16 protein-coding genes and 3 pseudogenes are annotated in these 19,646 nt (G+C 67.6%); 12 read left to right on the top strand and 7 right to left on the bottom strand.

Features of this window, described 5'->3' with window-relative positions:
- Positions 1-16 precede the first annotated feature (16 nt).
- Both E4A48_RS00255 and E4A48_RS00250 read right to left on the bottom strand, forming a co-directional pair.
- Positions 17-1,438, bottom strand: coding sequence for an HlyD family type I secretion periplasmic adaptor subunit (locus E4A48_RS00255; RefSeq protein WP_142741661.1), 1,422 nt, complete (start codon positions 1,436-1,438; stop codon positions 17-19).
- On the bottom strand, positions 1,435-3,600 hold the full coding sequence (locus E4A48_RS00250) for a type I secretion system permease/ATPase (protein WP_142741660.1): 2,166 nt from the start codon (positions 3,598-3,600) through the stop codon (positions 1,435-1,437). The genes E4A48_RS00255 and E4A48_RS00250 overlap by 4 nt, the downstream gene beginning before the upstream one ends.
- A 268-nt stretch (positions 3,601-3,868) precedes the next feature.
- Here E4A48_RS00250 and E4A48_RS00245 point away from each other — a divergent pair, with 268 nt between their 5' ends.
- The 4 genes from E4A48_RS00245 (at position 3,869) to E4A48_RS00230 (ending at position 7,357) form a co-directional block, all read left to right on the top strand.
- Positions 3,869-5,152 (top strand): pyridoxal phosphate-dependent aminotransferase, encoded by a 1,284-nt coding sequence (locus E4A48_RS00245; protein ID WP_142741659.1) that lies wholly within the window; start codon positions 3,869-3,871, stop codon positions 5,150-5,152.
- Between the two features lie 76 nt (positions 5,153-5,228).
- Positions 5,229-5,870, top strand: a complete 642-nt coding sequence (locus tag E4A48_RS00240; RefSeq protein WP_142741658.1) for an SGNH/GDSL hydrolase family protein — start codon at positions 5,229-5,231, stop codon at positions 5,868-5,870.
- A gap of 60 nt (positions 5,871-5,930) precedes the next feature.
- The gene (locus E4A48_RS00235) at positions 5,931-6,602 is read left to right on the top strand and encodes a methyltransferase (RefSeq protein ID WP_039005986.1); all 672 of its coding nucleotides are present in this window, start codon (positions 5,931-5,933) and stop codon (positions 6,600-6,602) included.
- A 413-nt stretch (positions 6,603-7,015) separates the two neighbouring features.
- Complete coding sequence (locus tag E4A48_RS00230; protein ID WP_009606686.1) at positions 7,016-7,357, top strand: hypothetical protein; 342 nt, start codon at positions 7,016-7,018, stop codon at positions 7,355-7,357.
- 103 nt (positions 7,358-7,460) lie between these two features.
- On the opposite strand, the gene E4A48_RS00225 is transcribed toward E4A48_RS00230, so the two are convergent.
- Positions 7,461-8,252: a polysaccharide deacetylase family protein gene (locus E4A48_RS00225; protein ID WP_185910688.1), complete on the bottom strand. Its 792-nt coding sequence runs from the start codon at positions 8,250-8,252 to the stop codon at positions 7,461-7,463.
- Between the two features lie 45 nt (positions 8,253-8,297).
- Here E4A48_RS00225 and grxD point away from each other — a divergent pair, with 45 nt between their 5' ends.
- Positions 8,298-9,224 carry a Grx4 family monothiol glutaredoxin gene (grxD, locus tag E4A48_RS00220; protein ID WP_142741656.1) on the top strand — a complete coding sequence of 309 codons (927 nt, stop codon included), beginning with the start codon at positions 8,298-8,300 and terminating at the stop codon, positions 9,222-9,224.
- Positions 9,225-9,324: 100 nt separating this feature from the next.
- Complete coding sequence (locus E4A48_RS00215; RefSeq protein WP_230812649.1) at positions 9,325-9,672, top strand: hypothetical protein; 348 nt, start codon at positions 9,325-9,327, stop codon at positions 9,670-9,672.
- Positions 9,673-9,723: 51 nt separating this feature from the next.
- On the opposite strand, the gene E4A48_RS00210 is transcribed toward E4A48_RS00215, so the two are convergent.
- Positions 9,724-10,269, bottom strand: a complete 546-nt coding sequence (locus tag E4A48_RS00210; protein ID WP_039005991.1) for a DUF924 family protein — start codon at positions 10,267-10,269, stop codon at positions 9,724-9,726.
- Positions 10,270-10,442: 173 nt separating this feature from the next.
- Here E4A48_RS00210 and E4A48_RS00205 point away from each other — a divergent pair.
- The 3 genes and pseudogenes from E4A48_RS00205 to E4A48_RS00195 form a co-directional block, all read left to right on the top strand.
- Positions 10,443-11,702, top strand: a pseudogene (locus tag E4A48_RS00205) (amidohydrolase); the annotation flags it as partial.
- Positions 11,699-12,208 (top strand): annotated as a pseudogene (locus E4A48_RS00200) (amidohydrolase family protein); the annotation flags it as partial. The pseudogenes E4A48_RS00205 and E4A48_RS00200, both read left to right, overlap by 4 nt.
- Positions 12,209-12,521: 313 nt before the next feature.
- A complete protein-coding gene (locus E4A48_RS00195; protein WP_142741655.1) occupies positions 12,522-14,126 on the top strand; it encodes a rhamnogalacturonan lyase B N-terminal domain-containing protein in 1,605 nt (534 codons plus the stop codon).
- Between the two features lie 100 nt (positions 14,127-14,226).
- Here the strand turns inward: E4A48_RS00195 and E4A48_RS00190 are convergent, their stop codons facing one another.
- Positions 14,227-15,036 carry a GH12 family glycosyl hydrolase domain-containing protein gene (locus E4A48_RS00190; protein ID WP_142741654.1) on the bottom strand — a complete coding sequence of 270 codons (810 nt, stop codon included), beginning with the start codon at positions 15,034-15,036 and terminating at the stop codon, positions 14,227-14,229.
- 315 nt (positions 15,037-15,351) lie between these two features.
- Between E4A48_RS00190 and E4A48_RS00185 the strand changes: the two are divergent.
- Positions 15,352-15,698 (top strand): annotated as a pseudogene (locus tag E4A48_RS00185) (DsbA family protein); the annotation flags it as partial.
- A 75-nt stretch (positions 15,699-15,773) separates the two neighbouring features.
- A complete protein-coding gene (locus E4A48_RS00180) occupies positions 15,774-16,112 on the top strand; it encodes a hypothetical protein (RefSeq protein ID WP_039008964.1) in 339 nt (112 codons plus the stop codon).
- 151 nt (positions 16,113-16,263) lie between these two features.
- Here the strand turns inward: E4A48_RS00180 and E4A48_RS00175 are convergent, their stop codons facing one another.
- Positions 16,264-17,193: a DMT family transporter gene (locus E4A48_RS00175; RefSeq protein WP_058196584.1), complete on the bottom strand. Its 930-nt coding sequence runs from the start codon at positions 17,191-17,193 to the stop codon at positions 16,264-16,266.
- Positions 17,190-17,981 (bottom strand): PhzF family phenazine biosynthesis protein, encoded by a 792-nt coding sequence (locus E4A48_RS00170; protein ID WP_142741653.1) that lies wholly within the window; start codon positions 17,979-17,981, stop codon positions 17,190-17,192. Before E4A48_RS00170 ends, E4A48_RS00175 begins: the two co-directional genes overlap by 4 nt.
- 127 nt (positions 17,982-18,108) lie before the next feature.
- Between E4A48_RS00170 and E4A48_RS00165 the strand changes: the two genes are divergently transcribed.
- Positions 18,109-19,518 (top strand): aminotransferase-like domain-containing protein, encoded by a 1,410-nt coding sequence (locus E4A48_RS00165; protein ID WP_142741652.1) that lies wholly within the window; start codon positions 18,109-18,111, stop codon positions 19,516-19,518.
- The last annotated feature ends 128 nt before the right edge of the window (positions 19,519-19,646 follow it).

The following is a 19,646-nucleotide window of genomic DNA, read 5'->3' as shown; positions in this document are numbered from 1 at the left end:
CGATGCTGACTAGAAATTAGCGCTCACGTAGTGACTCAGAAGCATGCCGCCTTAAGGGACTAAACAGATAGTCGATCACCCTTCGCTTTCCGGTCTTAACCTCGGCACTCAAACTCATCCCCGCACTCATCCGAACTTTCACTCCCTCGATCTCCAACATACTACCATCGAGCTTGATTCGCGCAGGAAATACCAAACCAAGCTTTTCATCCTGCGCAGCATCATGCGAAACGCTCGCTACGCTCCCAGTCAAATAACCATAGCGCGTGTAAGGAAAGCTATCGATCTTCACCGTCACGGGCTGCCCAGGACGCATAAATCCGATGTCCTTGTTCAACACGGTGACTTCCACCTCCAACGCCTCCTCGGCCGGAACCACGACCAGCAAGGACTGCGCCGGCGTCACCACACCGCCAACGGTGTGCACCGCGAGCTGCTGGACCGTTCCATCCACGGGAGCTCGTAATGCCATCAACTTGTCGCGTTGACCCGTCTTTGCCACATCCTGCGTCAGCTGCCCGACTTGCTCGTTCGCCTGGCGCACAGCGTCCAGCGCCTGTTGCCGGGTCTCTGTCACCAATACCCGTAGTTCCTCTTGCGCAGCGCTGATGGCTGAGCGGATCTCCTGCAGGCGATTGCGCTGAGTCGCGAGCTGGCTTTCCGCAGAGATGCGTTCCTGTTCGCGCAGCAGGTACTCATGGCGCCCCACGTACTTGCCCTCTAGCAGACGGTTGTAGTCCTCCGCGCGGATTTTGGAAATGCGCGCAGACTCAGCCAACGGGCCGATCTCATCTTGTACGGTGCGCAGTTCGGCCTGCCGTTGCGCGATGCTGGCCTGCAGGTTGTGACGGCGAGCCTGGAAGGCATCGAACTGGCTGACGACCAGCTGCTGTTCGGTTGCTACCCGCTCGGCGTTCAAATCGGACGCTGCATCCAACTTCGGCGACTGGCCATCGGCGATCGCACGGGCAAGTGCCGACTGCCGTAGAACCGTGAGACGCGCATTGACCAGAGAGTCGCCAGCCTGAACGAACTCCGCTCCGGTTGCCGTGGCATCCAGCTCGACCAGAAGCTGGCCCCCCTTCACTGCCTGCCCATCGCGCACCAGAATCCTGCGCACCACGGCTGTTTCCGCCGTCTGCACCACCTTGGTCCTCGAATCGACCACGGTCTTGCCCGGCGCGACTGCCACGATATCCAGCTTGCCCAGGCAGGCCCACAGCAACGCAACGCAAAAGAACGCGATGATGATGCGCATGGTCCAGCGTGCAGTGGGCGATGTCGGCGACTCGATCAGTTCAAGATGCGCGGGAAGAAAAGCGCGCTCGTCTGCCGTCCTGTCCAGCGCATCGAGTTGCTTCCGCACGGACCAGACAGACTTGAAAACATTGAAGTAGCGAAGGAAAAAATCGCGCCATCCCTGCAGCAAATGCTTCATGGGGTTCCCTGCTGAAGTCGAAATAGATGTGCATAGTGGCCGTCTGGACGATCCACCAATTCATTGTGCGATCCGCTTTCGACGATGCGTCCTTTTTCAACGACGACGATTCGATTGGCCTGGCGTACCGTCGATAGCCGATGGGCAATGATCAGGACAGTACGGCCCTTGCAAATGGAACGCATATTGCTCATCACCGCATGCTCGGACTCATAGTCCAGGGCGCTGGTCGCCTCATCCAGGATCAGGATCCGTGGATCACCGATCAGCGCGCGCGCAATTGCGATTCGCTGGCGCTGGCCACCGGACAGGCCCGCACCGTGCTCGCCCACCTTGGTGTCGTAGCCTTCCGGCAACTCGACAATGAAATCGTGTGCACCCGCCAATTTGGCGGCATTGATCACCCGATCCAGCGACATGCCAGGGTCGGATAGTGCAATGTTCTCGCGAACACTGCGGTTGAACAGGAAGTTTTCCTGCAACACAACACCCAGTTGCCGACGCAGCCAAGCGGGATCGGCCAACGCTAGGTCCTGACCATCGATCAGCACTCGGCCACGCTCGGGCGTGTAGAGCCGCTGCACCAATTTGGTCAAGGTGCTCTTGCCGGACCCGGATCGCCCTACGATACCGATGACCTCGCCTGGGCGGACGTCCAACTCAATGCTGTTCAGCACTTCCGGCGCATCGGGGCGATAGCGGAACGTCACGCGTTCGAACGTTACCTGCCCGCGTATCGGGGGCAACGCCAGACGGCTACCGGGTACTTCGGTACGCGTATTGAGGATATCCCCCAACCGCTCGACCGAGATGCCGACCTGCTGGAAGTCCTGCCACAGCTGAGCCAAGCGGATGATCGGCGCAGTTACCTGACCGGACAACATATTGAATGCGATCAATTGCCCGACCGACAGCTTGCCTTCGATGACCAGCTTGGCGCCCCAGAACAACACGGCGACCGCAGTCAATTTCTGCACTATTTGTACGCTTTGCTGACCGAGCGTGGCGATCCTGGTAACGCCGAAGCCCGCATTGACATAGCCGGCGAGTTGATTGTCCCAGGTGCGAGTGACGCGCGGATCGACCGCCATTGCCTTGACTGTACCGATGCCGCTGATGGTTTCCACCAAAAAAGATTGGTTGTCCGCACCGCGGGCGAACTTTTCGTTCAGGCGGGTGCGCAATACCGGGGTCACTAGTGCCGAGATCAGTGCGTAAAGCGGCAAGGACAGCACTACGATCAAGGTGAGCCAGCCGCTGTACCAGAACATCACCGCCAGGAAAACCACGGTGAATAACAGGTCCAACAGCGAGGTAAGCGCCTGCCCGGTTAAAAAGTTACGGATATTCTCCAACTCACGCACGCGTGCGATGGTGTCGCCTACACGCCGCGATTCGAAGTAGGCCAGAGGCAGGGCGAGTACGTGACGAAACAGACGCGCCCCCAGCTCCACGTCGATCTTGCTGGTCGTGTGGGCGAATACATAGGTACGCAAACCCGACAGTAATACCTCAAACACGCCCATCGAGACCAACCCGATCGCGATGACGTCCAGCGTGGTCAATCCATGGTGCACGAGCACCTTGTCCATCACGACTTGATAGAACAAAGGTGTTACCAGCGCGAACAGCTGGATGAAGAACGAGACGATGAATACCTTGAGCATCAGCTTCCGGTATTTGACTACCGCAGGAATGAACCAGCTGAAATCGAACTTGGCCAAGTCGCCGAGCACAGAAGCGCGAGATGCCACCTGCAATAACCGGCCTCGATAGCGCGCCTCGAATTCGGCAATTGAAATCGAACACGGCCGTTTCTCGACCAGATCATGGATCAGGATTTGCTCGCCATTGATCTTGGCGACAATGAATGACTCAGCGTCCGGCACCAGCGCAAGCGCCGGAAGTGGTGCCATGGCGATCCGCGAAGCAGGTTGCGCCACGACCTTGGCTTTCAGCCCAAGTTGTTTGGCCGCCAATAGCAGCGTCGTTTCGTCGAACGGTTCGCCGACGCGTGCGAAAGAGTGCGCGAGCTGTGCAGCATCTGCCGCAACCCCGTGAAACTGCGCCAATAGCACTAATCCATGCAGCCCCAGATCCGGACGATCTTGCACCGCATCACCGCCCTCGACGACCGAGAGCGACGCCATTCCCCCTGACATAGCACAATCCTTTGCGTGTGGACCCAAGTTAGGTCTAATTCCCTGCCTAGGATCCTTCGGCCCGAACGCTTCGTCAATCCGGCTATCGCCATATCGACTCGGTTTTGCCTCTCCCTACCGCCGAAGATAAAGCGTGGCAAATGCTTGAGCTCCTAGCGGCTGGTACCCAATGCCCCCAGGACATCTCTCTGCTGGAGAGTCACTGCCTGCGGCACAACCACATTTCCGTTACCATGCCAAGTCCAACGCCTGCCACCGGCTCACCGCAATGCCTACGCCCCCGATCAAGCCGCTCGCGATCCGCGAACGCCTGTCCGAAGTCCGCTACGAAATCCGCGGCGAACTGGCGCGGCGAGCCCGGGAGCTGGAGGCGCAGGGGCGCAAGCTGATCAAGCTCAACATCGGCAACCCCGGCGCGTTCGGGTTCCGCGCGCCGGAGCATCTGCAGCGCGCGATCGCCGACGACATGGGCCGCACCGATCCCTATACCCACCAGCAGGGCCTGCCGGAGGCGCGCGAGGCGATCGCCGCGGCCTATGCGCGGCGCCAGCACCCGGACGCGCATCCGGACCGCATCTTCATCGGCAACGGGGTCAGCGAGCTGATCGACCTGTCGCTGCGCGCGCTGCTCAATCCCGGGGACGAAGTGCTGGTGCCCTCGCCCGACTACCCGCTGTGGTCGGCCGCCACCATCCTCAACGACGGCAGGCCGGTGTATTACCGCTGCGCGCCGGAGAACGGCTTCCAGCCCGATCCGGTGGAGATCGAGACGCTGGTGTCCTCGCGCACCCGCGCCATCGTGCTGATCAACCCGAACAACCCCAGCGGCGCCAGCTATTCGCGCGAACTGCTGGAGAAGATCGTGGCGATCGCGGCCAAGCACAACCTGCTGCTGATGGTCGACGAGATCTACGATCAGGTGCTGTACGACGGCGCCGACTTCGTGCCGGTCGCGCCGCTGGCCGGCGAGCACGCGTGCATCAGTTTCGGCGGCCTGAGCAAGGTGCACCGCGCCTGCGGCTGGCGGGTGGGCTGGGCGCTGCTGTCCGGCGCCGCCGAGCGCGTCACCGAATTCCGCAACGCGATGGACCTGCTCGGCGCGCTGCGCCTGTGCGCGAACGTGCCGGGCCAGTTCGCGATCGACGCCGCGGTCAACGGCCCGGACACGATCTCGCCGCTGTGCGCGCCGGGCGGGCGCCTGTACGAGACTCGCCGCGCGGTGATCGATGCCTGCGCTGCTAGCGAACACCTGGGGCTGGTGCAGCCGGCCGGCGCGCTGTACGCGTTCCCGGCGGTGGTCGGCGCGGCCGCGCGCAGCTTCGACGACCACGATTTCGCGCTGGAGCTGATGAACGACGAAGGCGTGCTGGTGGTGCCCGGTTCCAGCTTCAACGTGCCCTACCGCCACCATTTCCGGGTGACCCTGTTGCCGGAAGCGGCGGTGATGCGCGAAGTGTTCGCGCGCATCGACCGGGTGCTGGCGCGCCGCGCCGAGGCGGCGACCAAGGTGGTGCCGCTGAAGCCGCGCAACGCGGCGGCCGGGGGGCGGTGAATCGGGAATGGGCAACGCGTGAGGCGTTGCTGCGATTTCCGGTACCGGTGACCCGACCGTCTTCGGTGCCGTCGCGATGAGCCCGACCGGCGCCGCCACGTCGCACCATGCTCCGCTGCGCTATCTGGCGCTGGGCGATTCCTACACGATCGGCGAAGGCGTGGCCGACAGCGGGCGCTGGCCGCTGCAACTGGCCGCAGCGCTGCGCCAGGACGGCATCGCCATCGCCGATCCGCAGATCGTCGCCACCACCGGCTGGACCACCGACGAACTCGCTGCCGGCATCGATGCAGCCACCCCGCAAGGCCCGTTCGCGCTGGTGACGCTGCTGATCGGGGTCAACAACCAGTACCGCGGGCGCGCGCTCGACGCCTACCGCGAACAATTCGCCGCGCTGCTGCACCGCGCGCTCGGCTTCGCCGACGGCCAGCCGCGGCGGGTGCTGGCGGTGTCGATCCCGGACTGGGGCGTGACCGCGTTTGCGCAGACGCCCGAACACGATCAGGCACTGATCGGCAAGCAGATCGATGCGTTCAATGCCGCCGCGCAGGCCTGCTGCCAGGCGCGTGCGGTGCGCTTCGTGGATATCACCGCGGCCAGCCGCGAAGGCGGCGGCAGCGCCGCGATGCTCGCCGCCGACGGCCTGCATCCCTCCGCGGCGATGTATGCGCGCTGGACCGGCCTGCTGTTGCCTGCGGCGCGCGATGCGTTAGCCTAGCCGGGTACGACGCCCCGCTGCCAAGGACCGACATTGCGCGACGCCAGCACCATCCAGCCCATGACCCGGCCGCAGGCCCTGGCCATCGCCCGTGCCTTCCTGCCGACGCATCCGCTCGGCAATCGCTACGACTACTACTACACCCGCACCAAGCTGCGCACCGATCCGCTCTACCCCGGCGTGCTCGCCGCGCTGCGCGGCACCGACGCGCCGGTGCTGGACCTGGGCTGCGGCCTGGGCCTGCTCGCGCATGCGCTGCGCGCCGACGACCAGCGCCAGCGCTACCACGGCGTGGACATCGACGCGGCGAAGATCCGCCGCGCGATCCGCATCGCCGCGCGCAGCGCACTGCACGACACCCGCTTCGAGGTGGTCGATCTGGGCCTGGCCTGGCCCGAGCACAGTGGCAGCGTCGCGATCCTGGACGTGCTGCAATACCTCGACGCCAGCATGCAGGCCAGCCTGCTGCGCAGCGCGGCGAAGATGCTCACGCCCGGCGCCAGGCTGGTGATCCGCAGCGGCCTGGGCGACAGCAGCGGCCGCGGCCGCACCAGCCGCATCACCGACGTGCTTGCGCACCTGGCCGGCTGGATGCAGGAAGTGCCCAAGTGCTATCCCACCCGCGACAGCCTGGAACGCCAGCTCGGCGACGCCGGATTGCGCGCCACGTTCGCGCCGCTGTACGGCAACACCCCGTTCAACAACTGGCTGGTCGTGGCCGAACCGCGTTGACGCGGCCGGCCCCGCGCCGCTCTCGCCCACAACAATCAGGACAGCGCCACCTGGACCGCACACGCAATGCCGTCGCCAGACGCCGGCCACCCGGCGATGCGAAAACGCCGTGCATGCACGCGCCGCATTCCAGGACCAATGCCGGTGGCAGATGCGCACGACGTTTATACTGCCGCGCCGTCGCTGGCGCAGCGGCAGCGCCGAGCGCAGTCCACGGATGGAAATACAGGACTCGGCGAGGTGTTGCGCCCCTCGCATCCAGCGCGAACGCGCCGACCTGCCCGACCGCATCCGCCGCTGCGACCACCGCCGCGGCACGGCCTGCCGACGCGGCCAGCGCAACGCAGGCAAGCCACATCGCCCCGGTCCTGCGCCCAGCGGCGACGAAACCATCCTGCCCCCTCGGAGTCCCCATGACCGCCCCAACGCTCCCGCCCTATTCCGGCCTCGGCATCGCCTCGTTCGCGGTCAGCCTGATCGCCGCGGTGCTGACGCTTGTCCTGGTCGGCATCTGCGCGGCACTGGTCTATTCCCAGCCCGGTAGCCTGGACGACGACTCGCCGCTGGCGATGCTGGTCGGCATGGCGATGCTGATCGGCATCGTCGCCGAGCTGGCCGCCGCGGCGCTCGGCATCGGCAGCCTGTTCCAGCGCGACCGCAGGAAACTGTACGGCGTGCTCGGCCTGATCTTTGCGATCGCGACCCTGCTCGGCGTCGCCGCGCTGATCGTGTTTGGACTCATGCAAGGCGGCTGAGCCCTGGCGGGAAGATGCGCCACGGCCTCGCACCTAGATTGCACAGCTGCCGCCATGCCGCCATCCCGCGCGCGGTGGGTCCGGCAAGGGCAGTTGGCAGGAATCAGTGCGGCAGGATGCCGACCAGGCCCTTCTGGCGCATCGCCTGCAACACACCTTCCACGATCGCCACGTTATGCCCATGCGCCGCGCCCTCGTGCAGCAGCACGATCGCGCCGGGCGTCAGGTCGCGCACGATGCGCGCCACGGTCGCGGCGGGATCGCAGTGCACGCCGTCGAAGCCGCGCGCGCTCCAGGCGACCCGGGTCAGGCCATGGGCGCGCAGCGGCGCGGCGACGAACGGATTGGTCATGCCCACCACCGAGCGGTACCAGCGCGGCGCGGTGCCGGCGATGGCGGCCAGCGCCTGCTGCGCCTGGCCGATCTCGCGCGCCATGCGCCGCGGCCCCAGCGCCCAGAACCAGGCCTGCGGGTGGCTGTGGCTGTGGTTGCCGATGCCGTGGCCGCGACGCAGGATCTCGCGCACCAGCGCCGGGCGCGCGGCGGCGCGGGCGCCGACCAGGAAGAAAGTGGCCTTGGCCTGGTAGCGGTCGAGCACCTCCAGCAGCGGCGCGGTGTCGTCGGAAGGGCCGTCGTCGATGGTCAGCCACACCTGCGGCGCGGTGCCGGGCAGGCGGCTGAGCACCGGCGCGTACAGCCAGGCCCGCGGCAGGAACACCGGCAACACCAGGGCCGCATGCGAGGCCAGCAGCGCCGGCAGCCCGATCCGCCAGCCCCAGTTCCACCAGATCGCCGCGACCAGCGCCTGCGAGGCCAGCGCCAGAGGCAGCCAGCGGTACGGGTGGCGGGGGACACGCTGCAGCGTTTCCGGAACTGTCATGCCCCATGATGCCATGCGGCGTAGAATGTCCGGTCCGACTCAGCGACCGAAATCACTGCCATGTCCCTCGATCCCGCCCTGCGTTCCCGCATCGAAACCTTGCTCAGTTCCAACCGCGTCGTGCTGTTCATGAAAGGTCAGCCGAGCATGCCGCAGTGCGGCTTCTCCGCCAAGGCGGTGGGGGCGCTGAACGAACTGGGCGTGGATTTCGCCCACGTCAACGTGCTGGCCGACCAGGACATCCGCGAAGGCATCAAGGCCTATGGCGACTGGCCGACGATCCCGCAGCTGTACGTGGACGGCGAACTGGTCGGCGGCAGCGACATCATCCTGCAGATGGCCGGCAGCGGCGAGCTGAGCGAGCTGCTCGGCGTGCAGGCGCCGGACCGCACCCCGCCGTCGATCACCATCACCGACGCTGCCGCGGACATGCTGCGCGGCGCGCTGGCCGACGCCCCCGGCGCAACCCTGGCGCTGGCGATCGATGCGCAGTTCCAGCCGAACTTCCAGCTGGCGCCGACCGACCCCAACGCCATCGCCGCCGAGTCCAACGGCCTGCGCGTGCAGTTCGACCTGGCCAGCGCGCGCCGCGCCGAAGGCATCACCATCGACTGGGTCGACGACCTGCGCGGCCGCGGCCTGGCGATCGACAACCCGAACGCGCCCAAGCCGGTGCAGGACATCGGCCCGCGCGACGCCGACGACCAGGTGCGCGCCGGCGGCCTGATCCTGGTGGACGTGCGCCCGCCGGAAGAGCGCGCGATCGCGTCGCTGAACGTGCCGTTCCGCACCCTGGACGGCGACCAGCGCACGCAGCTGGAAGCGCTGCCGAAGGACACCGCCCTGGCGTTCCTGTGCCACCACGGCGGGCGCAGCGCGCAGGCCGCCGAGCAGTTCCGCGCGCTCGGCTTCAGCCGCGTGCACAACGTGGTCGGCGGCATCGATGCCTGGGCCAACGACGTGGACAGCGGCGTGGCGAAATACTGAGCCAGCGGCACGCGGCGCAGCGCCATCACGGCGGGCGATCCAGAGGGTCGCCCGCTTTTTTTGCGATCCGGTTTTTGCGCTTCCGCGGAGGAAGCAAGCCATGGCACGCACGCTGAAATGCTGGGGCGCGGTCCTGATCGGCCTCGCCGCCCTGCCTGCCGCAGCCGCACCGACGCCGCAGACGGTGCTCCACGTCGCCGCAGTCTCGGACGAGGCGAAGGTGATGGGCTACAACGCGCCATCGGAAGAAACCGAACTGGGCGCCTGGCGCGGGCTGAAAAGCCGCTGCGGGTGTTCGACACAGGTGCCGGGGACGGCGTGGCGACGCCGCTGGCGTTCTCGGTGCACCTGGTCGATGGCCAATGAGGCGGCTGAGCGCCGTCAGGCGCGGGAACGCTCCGCCCCACCCTGTAAGAGCGGCTTCAGCCGCGACAAACGCTACGGGTAGAACCTGCCGCGGCTGAAGCCGCCTACAAGAGCGCGGCCACCGGCAGGCTACTCAACCTGCGAAACCGCCCTCGTCCAGAAAACGCTGCTCGTCCGGCGTGCTGTCCCGCCCCAGCGCCGCATTGCGATGCGGGAAGCGCCCGAAGCGCTGGATGATGTCCTCGTGCTGGGTGGCCCACTGCAGGCTGTCGGCATCGCCGAGCGCACTGAACAGTTCCACCGCCTCGCGCTGCAATGCCGCGTCTTCGGCGTGCTCGTACGGCAGGTAGAAGAACATGCGCAACGCCGGCTCGACCTGCTGGTCGTAGCCGCACGCCAGCGCCCGGTGCGCGTAGCGCCGGGCCAGGCCATCGGTGGCGTAGGCGTGGGCGCTGCCGCGGAAGGCGTTGCGCGGCACCTGGTCAAGCAACACCAGCAGCGCCAGCGCGTCCTCGGCGCTGTCCATCCACACCGCGTATTCGTCGCGCGCCGCGGCGTGATGCGCGTCGAGGAAATGCTGGCGCACGTTCGCGTCGAACGATTCGTTGGCGGCGAACCAGCGCTCGCGGCCGGCGCTGCGCCAGAACTCCACGACATCGCACGGCAGGGTCTGGGTCATTAGCAGTTCCATCGATCGGCAATGGGCCTCTATACCCGATCCGGCGTCGCCATACGGTGTGCGTCGCGGCACCGCCGGCGCGCGACGGCCGCCACGCACTTGGCAAGCGCGCCGGCTCGGACTAGCGTGCGCAGGCGGCGCCAACCCTGCAGCCAACTTCCGGGGAAAAACTGATGCGTCATCTGTTGCTCGCCTGCCTGGGCGTGGCGCTGTGCCGCCCTGCCGCGGCCGCCTCGCGCTTCGTCGAAGACCCGTATCCCAGTACCTACCGGCCGCTGGCGTCACGCCGGTGCTGATCGAGCACGCCACCGTGCTCACCGGTACCGGCGAGCGCCTGGACGATGCCGACGTGCTGCTGCAGGACGGCCGCGTGCAGGCAGTGGGCCGCGCGCTCGCCGCCCCGGCCAACGCCACCCGCATCGACGGCCACGGCAAGTGGGTCACGCCCGGCATCATCGATGAGCACTCGCACCTGGGCGTGTACGCCAGCCCAGGCGTCAGCGCGCACAGCGACGGCAACGAGATGACCGCGCCGGTGACGCCCAACGTCTGGGCCGAGCATTCGATCTGGCCGCACGATCCTGGCTTCGGCACAGCGCTGGCCGGTGGCGTCACCTCCCTGCAGGTGCTGCCGGGCTCGGCCAATCTGGTCGGTGGCCGCGGCGTGACCCTGAAGAACGTGCCGGCCACCACCTACCTACCAGGCGATGAAGTTCCCCGGCGCGCCGTGGCGCCTGAAGATGGCCTGCGGCGAGAACCCCAAGCGCGTATATGGCGAGAAGGGCGGCCCGGCCACGCGCAAAGGTAACGTCGCCGGCTACCGTGCCGCGTTCATCGACGGCAGCGAATACCTGCGCAAGAACGCGCCGAAGAAGAAGGCACCGGAAAAGCGCCATTGGTGGAGCCGCGGCGCCGGCGATAACGACAGTTCCGGCGACAGCGGCGGCAAGCGCGACCTGAAGCTGGACACCCTGGCCGGCGCGATCAATCGCGACATCCGCGTGCACATCCACTGCTACCGCGCCGACGAGATGAGCACCATGCTCGACCTGGCCAAGGAATTCGGCTTCAAGATCGCCGCCTTCCACCACGGCGTGGAGGCCTACAAGATCGCCGACCGGCTGGCACAGGAAAACGTCTGCGGCGCGCTGTGGGCGGACTGGTGGGGCTTCAAAATGGAGGCCTTCGACGGCATCCAGGAGAACATCGCGTTGGTCGATCGCCCGGCCAACGGCTGCGCCATCGTGCATTCGGATTCGGTGGAAGGCATCCAGCCGCTCAACCAGAAAGCGGCCAAGGCGATGGCCGCCGGGCGCCGCGCCGGCATCGCCAGCGCGCCCGAGCGCGCGACCCGCTGGCTGACCAGCAACCCGGCCAAGGCGCTGGGCGTCGAGAAGCAGACCGGCTCGCTGGAGCCGGGCAAGATGGCCGACTGCGCATCGCCATCGCCGACGGCGACGAGGCGGGGAAACTTGCGCCGGCGCTGGCCAAAGCGCAGGCGCCGGTGTTCGTCAACGCGCTGGACGACCTGCCGGCCAGCTTGGACCAGATCGGCGCCACCCTGGAGAACGCCGCACGCCTGCACGCGGCCGGCGTCGCGGTGAGCTTCACCCAGGGCAGCGACAACTCGCCCAACACACGCAAGCAGCGCCAGCTGGCCGGCAACGCGGTAGCGCACGGCCTGCCCTGGGAAGACGGCCTGGCCGGCCTGACACCGGTCCCGGCCGAGGCACTGGGCGTGGGCGACAGGCTGGGCAGCATCGCCCCCGGCAAGCTCGCCGACCTGGTGTTGTGGGAAGGCGATCCGCTGGACGTAGCCCACTAGGCCGAGCAAGTCTGGCTGGGCGGCCGCGCAATGCCGATGCGTTCGCGCCAGACCGAACTGCGCGACCGCTACATGCAGCGGGCCGGCGCGCTGCCGCGGGCATACACGCAGTAACCCGGCACCGCCGCCGCGACTCGCCATCGGGCCTGCGCGCGCTGCATGGCGCTGCCGATTCGGGCAGCGCCATGCAGCGCACCACAGCGGCCGCAGCACAGGCCGCGCGGCGCAAACGCCGCGCGCCGATGCCGCCAGCGTGAACCCTGCCGCGCACGGCGAACGGCCATCGCCACAGCGCGAAGGTGAACGTCTTGGCGGATGCATGCAGGGTCGCCTGCCGAGCGCTGAACACGTGCGCCGCGCCACATCCAAACGCCATGCACGGCGTTAGCCTTGCGCACGCCCTCCCCGCCTCGATGTGAACGCCTGCATGCAACGCCTGCTCTCCCTGCTCCTGTGCTGCTGCGTTTTCTGCGGCGCCCTGCCCGCCGCGGCGCAAAGCGGAAACTTCGGTGTCACCCACAGCGGCAAGCGCATCGTCGTCGATAGCGGCGCCCACCTGGTGTTCAGCGTGGACACCGGCAACGGCGACATCGTGTCGATGCGTTACGACGGCAGCGAGCTGCAGAGTCCCGAAGGCAAAGGTTCGCAGATCGCCTCCGGCCTCGGCACGGCCGCGGTCGCGGCACGCACCATCGGCGACACCATCGTGGTCTCGGCCAAGGCCGGCGACCTGACCCAGTACTACATGGCGCGCAAAGGACGCGACGCGCTGTACATGGCGACCTATGCGCCCACGCTGCTGCCGATCGGCGAACTGCGCTTCGTCACCCGGCTCGATGTCGCCAAGCTGCCGAACGCCGAGCGCGAACCCGACTGCAACGTCGGCGAGGCGATCGAGAGCCACGACGTGTTCCTGCTCCCCGATGGCCGCACCAGTTCCAAGTTCTACTCGGCGCGGCGCGCGATCGACGACGCCATGCACGGCGTCAGCGGTCCCGGCGTGGCGGTCTACATGCTGATGGGCGATCGCGAACGCAGTTCCGGCGGCCCGTTCTTCAAGGACATCGCCACGCAGAAAACCGCGGCGACCCACGAACTGTACAACTACATGTTTTCCAACCACACCCAGACCGAACCCTACCGCGGCGGCCTGCATGGCGTGTACGCGCTGCTGTTCACCGATGGCGGCGCGCCCTCGGCTGCGGCCACCGATCTGGGCTTCGTCGATGCGACGCTGGGGCTGCAGGGCTTCCTGGACGAAAGCGGCCGCGGCGCGGTGTCCGGCCGCGTGTCCGGCGTCGCCGCCGGGCAACCGGCGCGGGTCGGCCTGAGCAACGACGACGCGCAGTACTGGGCCGCGGCCGCGGCCAACGGCACGTTCCGGATCGACGGCGTGCGACCGGGACGCTATCGCATCACCCTGTACCAGAACGAGCTGGAGGTGGCGCAGAACACGCTCGAGGTGTATGCCGGCGCGACCGCGCAGGCGGCCTTGCAGGCAGCGACGCAACCAGGCCAGATGCAGTGGCAGATCGGCGTGCCCGACGGCACCCCGAGCGGTTTCCGCAATGCCGCCCTGCTCGCCAGCGCGCATCCTTCCGACACGCGCATGGCGCCCTGGGGTCCGCTGGTGTACCGGGTCGGGAGCAGCGCCCTCGGCGATTTCCCGGCCGTGCAGTGGCGTGGGGTCAACACGCCCACCCGCATCGAATTCGTATTGGCCGCCAAAGACGTCCGCGACTACCGCCTGCGCCTGTACATCCCGCTGGCGCAGGCCGACGGCCGCCCGCAGGTGCGGGTGAACGGGCGCTGGAACGGGCCGCTGCCATCGGTCCCCACGCAGCCGGACAGCCGCGGCATCACCCGCGGCACCTACCGCGGCAACAACACCGTGTACGACATCGACATCCCGGCCACGGCATTGCAGGCCGGGGTCAATGCAGTGCAGATCGACATCGCCTCCGGCTCGCCCGACAACGGATTCCTCGGCCCGGCGCTGGTCTTCGATAGCGTGCAGTTGTTGGTCATGTAGGCCGCGCGGCGATTCATGGCCCAGAGCGCATCGACCGCCACGCGCAGCGGTTTTCGCTGCGCCGCACCGACATGGCGAGTGCGCGCGCGGCATTGCCCGCTCAATGCGCGTCGATGGCCGCACTGACCTTGGCCCAGCCGTTGCCGCGTATCACCTCGAAGCCCGCCTCGACGACCTGCAGGTACAGCGCATTGCTGTAGCGGCCGTCTTTGCTGCGGTTGGCCTGCAGCCAGTTCAGGAACGGCTTGACGTCGACGTTGAGCTTGCCGCTGGTGGGCAGATTGGGCTGCCCGGCGGTGCCGTGCGGGATGAAGGTGTAGACGTAGTAGCCGGCGGCACTGTTATCGCCTTCCCACAGGTCGAAGCTATCACCGCCGGCAATGAGCACGTTGCTGGCGCTGGGCAACCCGACCGGATAGGAGTTGTTTCCGCCCCAGATCATCACTTCCAGCTGCGGCACGCCCTTGTTGGTGTCGCGGCGGAAGAACAGGTCGTAGGCGAAATCACCGTCCAGGTTGCTGCCACCGGCGCTGTAGGTGAACTTGACCGGGATCGTGCTCAGCGACGCCACCTGCCGCGGGAACAAGGTATCGCTGGTCGGGTTCCAGTCGTAGTGCCAGCCGCGCACGATCGCCGGATACCCGTACAGGCTGGAATTGGGGAAATTGAAGGCCACCGTCAGTTCCGGGGTGCTGCCGGTGCCGAACGTGCCCTGGATCCCGTTGTTGGGGTCGTTGAAATCATTGACCCACGCGTAATGCTTGCCGAAGATCTTGTAAGGCGCGGCCAAGGCCAACGGCACGGCAGCCAGGCACGACACCGCGAACAACGCCTGCAAAAGGCGTCGGCGCAACGGCGCGGCAGCGCGCGGGTGCAGTGCGGTAATCGGAGAGATCTGGACATCATGCATATTCGGTTTTCCCAGGAGGTAGGCGGGCACGGCAGCGCAGGTGCTGCCGCGGCGGACGCTAGCAAGAGCCTCGTGGCGCGAGCTATGCGAAGAAAACGTCGCGGCATGCGCTGCGAAAATAGCGCTACGCGATCGATGCCTGCAGCGTGTGCGCGCTCGCAGTTGCAACGCACCGTCCAGGTCGGCGGCGACGCTTTGTCTACCGAAACGTCCAGCACCTCGGCCGCGGCATGCGCATGAGCGCGGCATGTGCTGCAGTGCAACACGCTGCGCCGCATCCATGCCGGCAGACGCATGCCCGACCGGAGTCCGCGCATGCGCTTGCGCTGGTATTTCGATTTCGTCTCGCCGTTTTCCTATCTTCACTGGCACAAGCTCAAGGCGCTGCCCGAGGTCGCGCGGATCGCGCCGGTGCCGATCGTGTTCGGCGCGGTGCGGCAGCACCTGCACACGCGCAGGCCGGCGGAGATCCCGCACAAGCGCCGCCGCTTCACCTACCAGTTCGTGCAGTGGCAGGCGCAGCAGGAAGGCGTGCCGTTGCGCTTTCCGCCGGCGCATCCGTTCAACCCGCTGGCGGTACTGCGCCTGTGCATCGCCGCCGGCAGCACGGCGCAGGCGATCGACATGCTGTTCGACCGCTGTGGCGCCACGGCCACACCGGCGGCGACGCCACGACAGCCCACTCACGCCGCCGCCTGCTAGGCTGCGCCGCACCGCTCCACACAGAGACCCTAATGATGACCGTGACCTATTCGATCAGCTTGCCCGATCCCGCCCGCGCACGCGGCAGCGAACCCACGCTCAGCTTCAGCGCCAACGGTGCCGACGCCTTCGCCGAGCAGTTGCAGCAGGCCTTGAGCAGCCCCGCCTGGTTCGAGCGCTGGCGCGCACTGCAGCCGGAGCCGGACGAGGTGGATCCGTCGCTGGGCGTGGTCGATCCGGCCGCCACGGTCAGCGGCAAGCAGGACGACCTGCGCATCGACCTGATCGCCACCACCAGCATTCCCGGCGACCTCCTCAAGCAGCGCATGCGCCTGCTCGCCGGCAGCGGCTGGGAACTGCGCAACGTGCGCTGAGCGCAGCGCCGCCGCGTATCGCGACGACATGGATCGGCCAGAACATCCATAGTGCCAGCGATGACACCTGTGGGACTTCAGCCAAGACGGGCTTTACCGACCGACTGCCGCTCCCACAGCGCTTCGCCTACTGCAATGCCTGGGCGAGCATCTAGCGCGCAGCGCCACCCGCCACCGGGCCTGCAGCGCGCCGTGGCCAGCGCCATTTCAGGTTCACCGCCAGCGTGCCGAGCACGATCAGCGCCAGGCCCAGCCATTGCACCGGCACCAGCCGGTGGCCGTACAGCAGGTAGTCCAGCAACAGCGTGACCAGCGGGTACACGAACGCCAGGATCGCGATCGTCGCCACGTGCAGATGCCGGTACGACGAATAGAACAGCACGTAGACAATGCCGCTGTGGATCACCCCCAACCCCACCAGCCACAGCCAGTGCATGCCCGGATGCAATGCGCTGCCGCTGGAAAATCCCGCCAGCAGCAGCGTGCCCACCCAGCACTGCACCGTCACCACCGCCAGCGGCCGCTCGCGGCCGATGCGCCGCGACATCAGCAGCGACGCGCCGCACAGCAGCGCCGCCAGCAGGGTCAGCGCGATGCCGAGCAGATAGCCGCGATCGGCCGTCTGCCACAGCCGCGCCGGGTCCGCCGAACAGGCAACGCCGACGAAGGCCAGCAGCGTCCAGCCCAGATCGCTGCGGCGCGTGCGCTCGCCCTGCAACAACGCCGCCAGGATCAGCATCACGAACGGGAACACGTGGTAGACCATCGTCGCCACGCCGATCGACGATCGCGCCATGCCGGCGAACAGCGCCACCCAGTTCAACACCAGCAGCAGGCCGCTGACCGCAGCGTCGCGCAGCAGCCTGCGCTCGCGCCACAGCCCGCGCAGCTGGCCGCCGAGCAGGCCGCACAGGGTGAGGAACAGCGCGCCGAACAGGCAGCGGTAGAACACCGCGGTCACCGGGTCCTGCCCGCTCTCGTGCACGAACACGCCGACCGAGCCGATCAGCACTTCGGCCAGCAACAACTGCCACAGCGCGCGCCGCGCGGCGCCGACGGGAGCGGCGACGGTCGCGCTCACAACGCGATCGTCCCGTGAAGGTACTGCACCGCGCTGCCGCGGACATACACGTAGAGCGACTCGACCCGGCAGCCAAGCACCCCCCCACGCGCCGAGGCCTGCAACGCGGTCAGCTGCGGCTTGCCCAGCGCCTGCGCCCACAACGGCGCCAGTGCGGCGTGGATGGAGCCGGTCACCGGATCCTCGGCGCCGCCATTGGCCGGCCAGAAATAGCGCGATACGAAGTCGTGGCTGCTGCCGGGCGCGGTCACCGCGACATCGCGCGGCGCCAATGCCAGCATCCGCGCCAGATCCGGTACCAGCGCGCGCACCTGGCGCTCGTGCGCGTACACCGCGATATACGCCTGCTGGTTGACATACACCGCCTGCGGTGCGATCGACAAGGCATCGCGCAAGGCCTGCGGTACCGACGCCAACAAGGCCGGCGCCTGATTCGGAAAGCGCATCTCGAAACTGCCGTCGTCCAGCCTCTCCACCCCCAGTTCGCCGACCGCCGCCGCACGCAAGCGCAGCGGGAACGGCGCCAGTCGCTGGCTGGCGATCACGTAAGCGCTGGCCAGGGTCGCATGGCCGCAAAAGGCGACTTCTTTCAGCGGCGAGAACCAGCGAATATCGAACACGCCATCCGCATCGCGCACGAAGAATGCGGTCTCAGACAGATTGTTCTCGCTGGCGATGGCCTGCATCAGCGCATCCGGCAGCCAGGCTTGTAATGGCACCACGGCGGCCGGATTGCCCTGGAACGGGACCGCGGTGAAGGCATCGACGATGAACACGGAAAGCGGCATGGCCGGCCTCGCAGCGGTCGCGGAAACGCCGGCGCAGCGGCCAGCACAGCAGCAGTCTGCAGCGCGGTGGCCGACCAGTACAGATTCAGATACGCTGCAAATGGACCGATACAGATAAGGCACCCGCATGCTCCTGTACGAAGCGCTCGCCACGCAGCTGCGCCAGCAGATCGAGCGCGGCACGCTGCATGCCGGCGAACGCCTGCCGTCGATCCGGCAACTGGCAGCGAACCACGGCATCAGCACCGCCACCGCGGTGCAAGCCTGCCTGCAACTAGAACGCGAAGGACGGGTGCAGGCACGGCCGCGCTCGGGCTATTTCGTGCGCGCGGCCGCGGCGCCACTGCCGGCCGCCACCGCGCCGGCGCGGCGGCGCACGCCTGGCGTGGTCGACAACCCGGCGCTGCAAGGCGTGCTCGACATGCTCGCGCGCTCGGACCTCGTGCCGCTGCACACCGCCACCCCGGCGCCGGCGCTGCTGCCGGCCGCGCAACTTGCTGCCGCACTGTCGCGGCAACTGCGCCGCCATCGCGCCGTCGCACTCGACTACGCACCGCCGCAAGGCCACGCCGCGCTGCGCCGGCAGATCGCACAGCGCTACGCGCACTGCGCGACCACGGTGGCGGCTGACGAAGTGGTGGTGACCGCCGGCGCGATGGAGGCGATCAGCCTGGCGCTGCGCACGCTCACCGCGCCAGGCGACGTGGTGCTGGTGGAAACGCCGACCTACCACGGCATCCTGCAGGCCGTCGCAGCGCTGCGGCTGAAAGTGCTGGAAGTACCCACCCGCGCCGGCCACGGCATCGACCCCGCGCGCCTGGACACGCTGCTGCAACGCACCCCGGCGCGCGCGGCGGTGCTGGTGCCCAACTTCAACAATCCGCTCGGCAGCCTTACCCCCGACAGCGCCAAGCGCGCCCTGCTCGACAGCTGCGCGCGCCACGGCACCGTGGTGATCGAGGACGACATCTACGGCGAACTGGATTGGTCCGGGCAACGGCCGCGCCCCCTGCGCCACTTCGACACCCACGGCAACGTGATCACCTGCGGCGCGTTCTCCAAGGTGCTGGCGCCGGGCCTGCGCGTGGGCTGGCTGCTCGGCGGCGAATGGAGCGACGCGCTTGTCCGCGCCAAGTATTTCTCCACCGTCGGCAGCGCCAGCCTGCCGCAGCTGGCGCTGGCCGATTACCTGGAACGGCACGACCTGGAACGGCACCTGCGCAAGCTGCGCCGCACCCTCGCCGACAACGGCCAGCGCCTGCGCGAGGCGATCGTGCGGCACTGGCCGGCCGACACCCGGATCGGCGATCCCGCCGGCGGATTGTCGTTATGGCTGCAGCTGGCCGACGGCAGCAGCGGCCAGGCCTTGTTCGAAGCGGCGCTGGCCGCAGGCATCGGCACCTCGCCCGGACACCTGTATTCCAGCCGTGGCGACTACGCCGATCATCTGCGCCTGAGCTGCGGTCAGCCGTGGAACGATGACCTGGACGCGGCCATGCGCCGGCTAGGCGCATTGGCTGCGCGGCTGCCGCGCTGAGCCGCTATGCCGGGCTGCGCCATGGATGTAGCCGTGCCTATGGCAGGCGTGGCCGCGCAGCGAACATCGCACTGCAGTCCCGCAGGCGGTGCAATCGACACCGGTGATCGCATCCAACGTCGAATGCA

This window comes from Xanthomonas translucens pv. cerealis, assembly GCF_006838285.1.
GTDB classification, from domain to species: Bacteria; Pseudomonadota; Gammaproteobacteria; order Xanthomonadales; family Xanthomonadaceae; genus Xanthomonas_A; species Xanthomonas_A cerealis.
Note: the sequence above shows the minus strand (reverse complement) of the source record. Positions and strands in the feature narration are given on the sequence as shown.

What these genes read in the sequence shown, in the direction of transcription:
- E4A48_RS00255 (WP_142741661.1), bottom strand. Translation starts at nt 1,438, where the DNA reads ATGAAGCATTTGCTGCAGGGATGGCGCGATTTTTTCCTTCGCTACTTC.
- E4A48_RS00250 (WP_142741660.1), bottom strand. Translation starts at nt 3,600, where the DNA reads ATGTCAGGGGGAATGGCGTCGCTCTCGGTCGTCGAGGGCGGTGATGCG.
- E4A48_RS00245 (WP_142741659.1), top strand. Translation starts at nt 3,869, where the DNA reads ATGCCTACGCCCCCGATCAAGCCGCTCGCGATCCGCGAACGCCTGTCC.
- E4A48_RS00240 (WP_142741658.1), top strand. Translation starts at nt 5,229, where the DNA reads ATGAGCCCGACCGGCGCCGCCACGTCGCACCATGCTCCGCTGCGCTAT.
- E4A48_RS00235 (WP_039005986.1), top strand. Translation starts at nt 5,931, where the DNA reads ATGACCCGGCCGCAGGCCCTGGCCATCGCCCGTGCCTTCCTGCCGACG.
- E4A48_RS00230 (WP_009606686.1), top strand. Translation starts at nt 7,016, where the DNA reads ATGACCGCCCCAACGCTCCCGCCCTATTCCGGCCTCGGCATCGCCTCG.
- E4A48_RS00225 (WP_185910688.1), bottom strand. Translation starts at nt 8,252, where the DNA reads ATGGCATCATGGGGCATGACAGTTCCGGAAACGCTGCAGCGTGTCCCC.
- grxD (WP_142741656.1), top strand. Translation starts at nt 8,298, where the DNA reads ATGTCCCTCGATCCCGCCCTGCGTTCCCGCATCGAAACCTTGCTCAGT.
- E4A48_RS00215 (WP_230812649.1), top strand. Translation starts at nt 9,325, where the DNA reads ATGGCACGCACGCTGAAATGCTGGGGCGCGGTCCTGATCGGCCTCGCC.
- E4A48_RS00210 (WP_039005991.1), bottom strand. Translation starts at nt 10,269, where the DNA reads ATGACCCAGACCCTGCCGTGCGATGTCGTGGAGTTCTGGCGCAGCGCC.
- E4A48_RS00195 (WP_142741655.1), top strand. Translation starts at nt 12,522, where the DNA reads ATGCAACGCCTGCTCTCCCTGCTCCTGTGCTGCTGCGTTTTCTGCGGC.
- E4A48_RS00190 (WP_142741654.1), bottom strand. Translation starts at nt 15,036, where the DNA reads ATGCATGATGTCCAGATCTCTCCGATTACCGCACTGCACCCGCGCGCT.
- E4A48_RS00180 (WP_039008964.1), top strand. Translation starts at nt 15,774, where the DNA reads ATGACCGTGACCTATTCGATCAGCTTGCCCGATCCCGCCCGCGCACGC.
- E4A48_RS00170 (WP_142741653.1), bottom strand. Translation starts at nt 17,981, where the DNA reads ATGCCGCTTTCCGTGTTCATCGTCGATGCCTTCACCGCGGTCCCGTTC.
- E4A48_RS00165 (WP_142741652.1), top strand. Translation starts at nt 18,109, where the DNA reads ATGCTCCTGTACGAAGCGCTCGCCACGCAGCTGCGCCAGCAGATCGAG.